Origin of the sequence: Salmonella sp. SAL04157 (genome assembly GCF_046551635.1) — a bacterium.
In the GTDB taxonomy this organism is placed as follows: domain Bacteria; phylum Pseudomonadota; class Gammaproteobacteria; order Enterobacterales; family Enterobacteriaceae; genus Salmonella; species Salmonella enterica.
Genome location: NZ_JBGDVS010000023.1, coordinates 1 through 4,080, shown reverse-complemented (window position 1 = coordinate 4,080; position 4,080 = coordinate 1). Strand labels below are relative to the sequence as shown.

Sequence of the window (4,080 nt, the reverse complement as noted above, 5' to 3'; positions counted from 1 at the left end):
CCAGCAACAGCCACGGCAGCAGTACCGACAGCGCCAGGGTGGAGACCAGGGCGGTGAGCAGCAGCGCCCTGATTTTACGCGGCCGGTCCCGGCCCCAGCGCACCAGCGGCCCCACCCCCAGCAGCAGGGCAAAGGGGACCATCAGCCAGGTGAACATGGTGTTAAAGAACGGCTCCCCCACCGAAATGCTGCCCAGCCCCAGCTGTTTGTGCACCAGCGGCAGCAGGGTGCCCAGCAGCACCACCAGCATGGCGGCCATCAGCAGGACGTTGTTGCCGAGCAGCAGCGACTCGCGCGACCACAGCGTGTTGTTCACCCGCGAACGCACCCTGTGCCCGCGCACGGCGAACAGCAGCAGCGAGCCGCCGGTGACCAGCACCATAAAGGCGAGGATAAACATCCCGCGCGCCGGGTCGGAGGCGAAGGCGTGAACCGACACCAGCACCCCGGAGCGCACCAGGAAGGTGCCCAGCAGGCACAGCGAGAAGGCGCAGATGGACAGCAGCAGCGTCCACGCCCTGAAGCCGGCGCGCTGTTCCGTGACCGCCAGCGAGTGCAGCAGGGCGGTGCCCGCCAGCCACGGCATAAAGGAGGCGTTCTCCACCGGGTCCCAGAACCACCAGCCGCCCCAGCCCAGCTCGTAGTAGGCCCACGCCGAGCCGAGCACGATGCCCAGCGTCAGGAACACCCACGCCGCCAGCGTCCACGGGCGGGCAAAACGGGTGAACGCGCTGTCCAGACGCCCGCTCAGCAGCGCGGCGATGGCGAAGGCGAAGGCCACCGAGAAGCCGACATAGCCCATGTACAGCAGCGGCGGGTGGAAAATCAGCCCCGGGTCCTGCAGCAGCGGGTTCAGGTCGCGCCCCTCCACCGGAAAGGCCGGCAGCGTGCGGGCGAACGGGCCGGAGGTGAACAGGATGAACGCCAGAAAACCGGCGCAGACCATCCCCATCACCGCCAGCACCCGGGCGACGATATCCGCCGGCACCTGCCGGCTGAACACCGCCACCGCCAGGGTCCAGCCGCTCATCAGCAGCACCCACAGCAGCAGCGAGCCCTCGTGCGCTCCCCAGGTGGCGGCCACCCGGTACCACACCGGCAGCTGCGTGTTCGAGTTGCCGGCGACATAGGCCACGGTGAAGTCGTTAACCACAAAGGCGTGCACCAGCACGAAAAACGCGCCCGCCACGCAGATGAACAGCAGCCAGGCGAACACCCCGGCCGACGCCATCATCCGCGCGTCGCCGCGCGCCACGCCCCACAGCGGGTAAACGGACAGCAGCAGCGCCACGCCGAGCGCCAGGCACAGCAGCGCGTGGCCGTATTCAGGCATCATGATGAGGTGTCCTTATCAGCGCGTTGCGGGCGGCGGTGGTTTTCCTGCATCGCCTTTTCCACTTCCGGCGGGGTGTAGTTCTCGTCATGCTTGGCCAGCACCTCGTGCGCCAGGACGTGGTTGCCCTTCTCCAGGGTGCCCTGCACCACCACCCCCTGCCCCTCGCGGAACAGGTCCGGCAGTATCCCCTCATAGCTCACCGTCACCGACCCCTCGGCGTCGTAGAGGCTGAAGTTCACCTTCAGCGAGTCCGGGTCGCGCCTGACGCTGCCGGGCATCACCATCCCGCCGACGCGCAGGCGCTGGCCCGCCGCCGGCAGCTGCTGCGTCTCGCGCTTGCCGTAGAGAATTTCGCCGGGGGTATAGAACAGGTCGATATTCGCGCGCAGCGCGTACAGGACCAGGGCGGTGGTCAGCCCCAGGCCCGCCAGCACCGCGCAGACCACCCATAGCCGGTTTTTACGTCGCAGGTTCACGCGGCCTCCTGTTGCGCCTGTGCGGCACGCATCCGCGCCTCGCGCGCCCGCTGCTGCGCCACGCCGCGCAGAATGGCCCGGCGCTGCAGCACCGTGTGCAGCGCCAGCAGCGCCAGCGGCGCCACGGTCATCGCCACCGCCAGCCAGACAAAAAAGGCGTACCCGCCCATGGCGAAAAAATCGCTCCACGATGAAAATGCCGGACTCACCGGTGCCCCCTTTTCAGTATCAGTTCGCTCACCCACGGGCGGCGTTTTTCCATCAGTAAAATCAGGTTGCGCATCCGCATCAGCGCCAGCGTCATAAAGAGCAGCAGGTAGCCGGCGATGGCCCAGCGCAGCGGTGAGCGCATCGCCGGGTCGATACTCTGCTGCATCTGCGTCGAGCCCTGGTGCAGGGTGTTCCACCACTCGACGGAATAGTGGATAACCGGCAGGTTCACCACGCCGACCAGCACCAGAATGCCCGCCGCGCGCCCGGCCATTTTACGGTCGTCAAAGGCGTGCCACAGGGCGATGACCCCGGCGTAGAGAAACAGCAGCACCAGCTCCGAGGTCAGGCGCGCGTCCCACACCCACCAGGTGCCCCACATCGGTTTGCCCCACGCCGCGCCGGTGACCAGCGCGATGAAGGTGTACACCGCCCCCACCGGCGCCATCGCCGCGACGGCAAGGCTGGCCATTTTCATCTGCCAGACCAGCCCGGTAAACGCCGCCACCGCCATCGCCGCATAGATACCCATTGACCAGATGGCCGCCGGGACATGCAGGTACATAATGCGGTAGCCCTCCCCCTGCTGGTAGTCCGCCGGGGCGAAACCAAAGCCCCGGACCCAGCCGGTGGCCAGCACGATGATGCCGGCCGCCGCCAGCCACGGCACGAGCCTGCCGCAAATCTGATACAGCCGGGGCGGCGCCGCCAGCTGATGAAGGGTTTTCCACATAGTCGTCACCTGACCTCCTGAAACCAGTAAAATGTCCGTCGCGCCGGGGCGCTACTGCACGCTGAGGCGCAGCGCCGCCGCGGTGGCGAACGGGCTTAACGTTGCGCTGCCCGCCAGCAGCGCCCCCAGCACCGCCAGATAGCCGTCAGCGGGTAAATGCATCGATGCCGCGTCCATCGCCGCAGCGGCGAAAATCAGCACCGGGACACTCAGCGGCAGCACCAGAATGCCCAGCAGGACGCCGCCGCGCCGCAGGCCGGCCGTCAGCCCGACGCCCGGCGCGGCGAGAAACCCCAGCGCCGGCGTGCCGAGCAGCAGCGTCAGCGCCATGATTTTCCAGCCGTACACGTCCATCCCCAGCAGCAGCGCCACCAGCGGGGAGAGCATAATCAGCGGCAGGCCGGTCACCGCCCAGTGGGCCAGCACCTTCGCCAGCACCACCGCCGGCAGCGGCACCGGCAGCAGCATCAGCTGCTCCAGGCTGCCGTCCTGCAGGTCGTCGCGAAACAGCCGCTCCAGCGCCAGCAGCGAGGCCAGCAGCGCCGCCACCTGGATGATGCCCGGCGCGATACGCGCCAGCAGCTGCGGCTGCGGCCCGACGCTTAACGGAAACAGGGTGATGACCATCAGGAAGAACCACAGCGGGCCGGCGATGTCCGCGCCGTGGCGGAACGCCACGCGCAGTTCGAGACAGAAGACACGCCACATCACAGCCCTGCCTCCCCGCCGGTCAGCGCCAGGCGGCGGACGGTATCCGCGGCCCCCGGCAGCGGCTGGTGGGTGGTGAGAATGACCATCCCGCCCTGCGCCGTGTGCGCCGCCATCCGCCGGGTGAGGCGCGCCACGCCGTTAACGTCAATGGCGGTGAACGGTTCGTCGAGCACCCACAGCGCGGCGCGGGTCAGCCACAGGCGGGCCAGCGCCACCCGGCGCTGCTGCCCGGCCGAAAGCCGGGCGACCGGCACGTCCTCAAATCCCGCCAGCCCGGCCTGCGCCAGCGCCTCCGGGAGGCGCGCGCCGTCGCCGGGGTGGAAGAAGTGCAGGTTCTCCCGCGCCGTCAGGCGGGTTTTAATCCCCGGCTGGTGCCCTATCCACAGCAGGCCGGAATGGAAGCTGTCGCGCACGCGGCGCAGGGGCTCGCCCTGCCAGTACACCTCCCCGCCGTCCGGGCGCGCCAGCCCGGTCAGCAGGCGCAGCAGGGTGGTTTTTCCGGCGCCGTTGCCGCCGGTGACCTGCACCCACTCCCCGGCGTCCACGGTGAACGACAGCCCGCGAAACAGCGTCCTCTCGTCCCGCTCGCAGTACAGATCTCTGGCTTCAAGCAT

Annotated in this window: 6 protein-coding genes; all 6 read right to left on the bottom strand. The window is 68.7% G+C overall.

All coding sequences use genetic code 11. The annotated features are described in order from the left end of the window. On the bottom strand, positions 1-1,336 hold a 1,336-nt coding region (locus ACLJRE_RS23710), incomplete at its 3' end, for a heme lyase CcmF/NrfE family subunit (protein WP_410957609.1). Further along, on the bottom strand, positions 1,333-1,812 hold the full coding sequence (gene ccmE, locus ACLJRE_RS23705) for a cytochrome c maturation protein CcmE (RefSeq protein WP_001053618.1): 480 nt from the start codon (positions 1,810-1,812) through the stop codon (positions 1,333-1,335). The genes ACLJRE_RS23710 and ccmE, both read right to left, overlap by 4 nt. Continuing rightward, on the bottom strand, positions 1,809-2,021 hold the full coding sequence (gene ccmD, locus ACLJRE_RS23700; RefSeq protein ID WP_000074110.1) for a heme exporter protein CcmD: 213 nt from the start codon (positions 2,019-2,021) through the stop codon (positions 1,809-1,811). Before ccmD ends, ccmE begins: the two co-directional genes overlap by 4 nt. Beyond that, complete coding sequence (locus ACLJRE_RS23695; RefSeq protein WP_015405834.1) at positions 2,018-2,755, bottom strand: heme ABC transporter permease; 738 nt, start codon at positions 2,753-2,755, stop codon at positions 2,018-2,020. The genes ccmD and ACLJRE_RS23695 overlap by 4 nt, the downstream gene beginning before the upstream one ends. Before the next feature lie 51 nt (positions 2,756-2,806). Next, the gene (gene ccmB / locus ACLJRE_RS23690) at positions 2,807-3,466 is read right to left on the bottom strand and encodes a heme exporter protein CcmB (RefSeq protein WP_000990033.1); all 660 of its coding nucleotides are present in this window, start codon (positions 3,464-3,466) and stop codon (positions 2,807-2,809) included. Further along, a partial coding sequence (ccmA, locus tag ACLJRE_RS23685) for a cytochrome c biogenesis heme-transporting ATPase CcmA (RefSeq protein ID WP_000888532.1) occupies positions 3,463-4,080 on the bottom strand: 618 nt, incomplete at its 5' end. The genes ccmA and ccmB, both read right to left, overlap by 4 nt.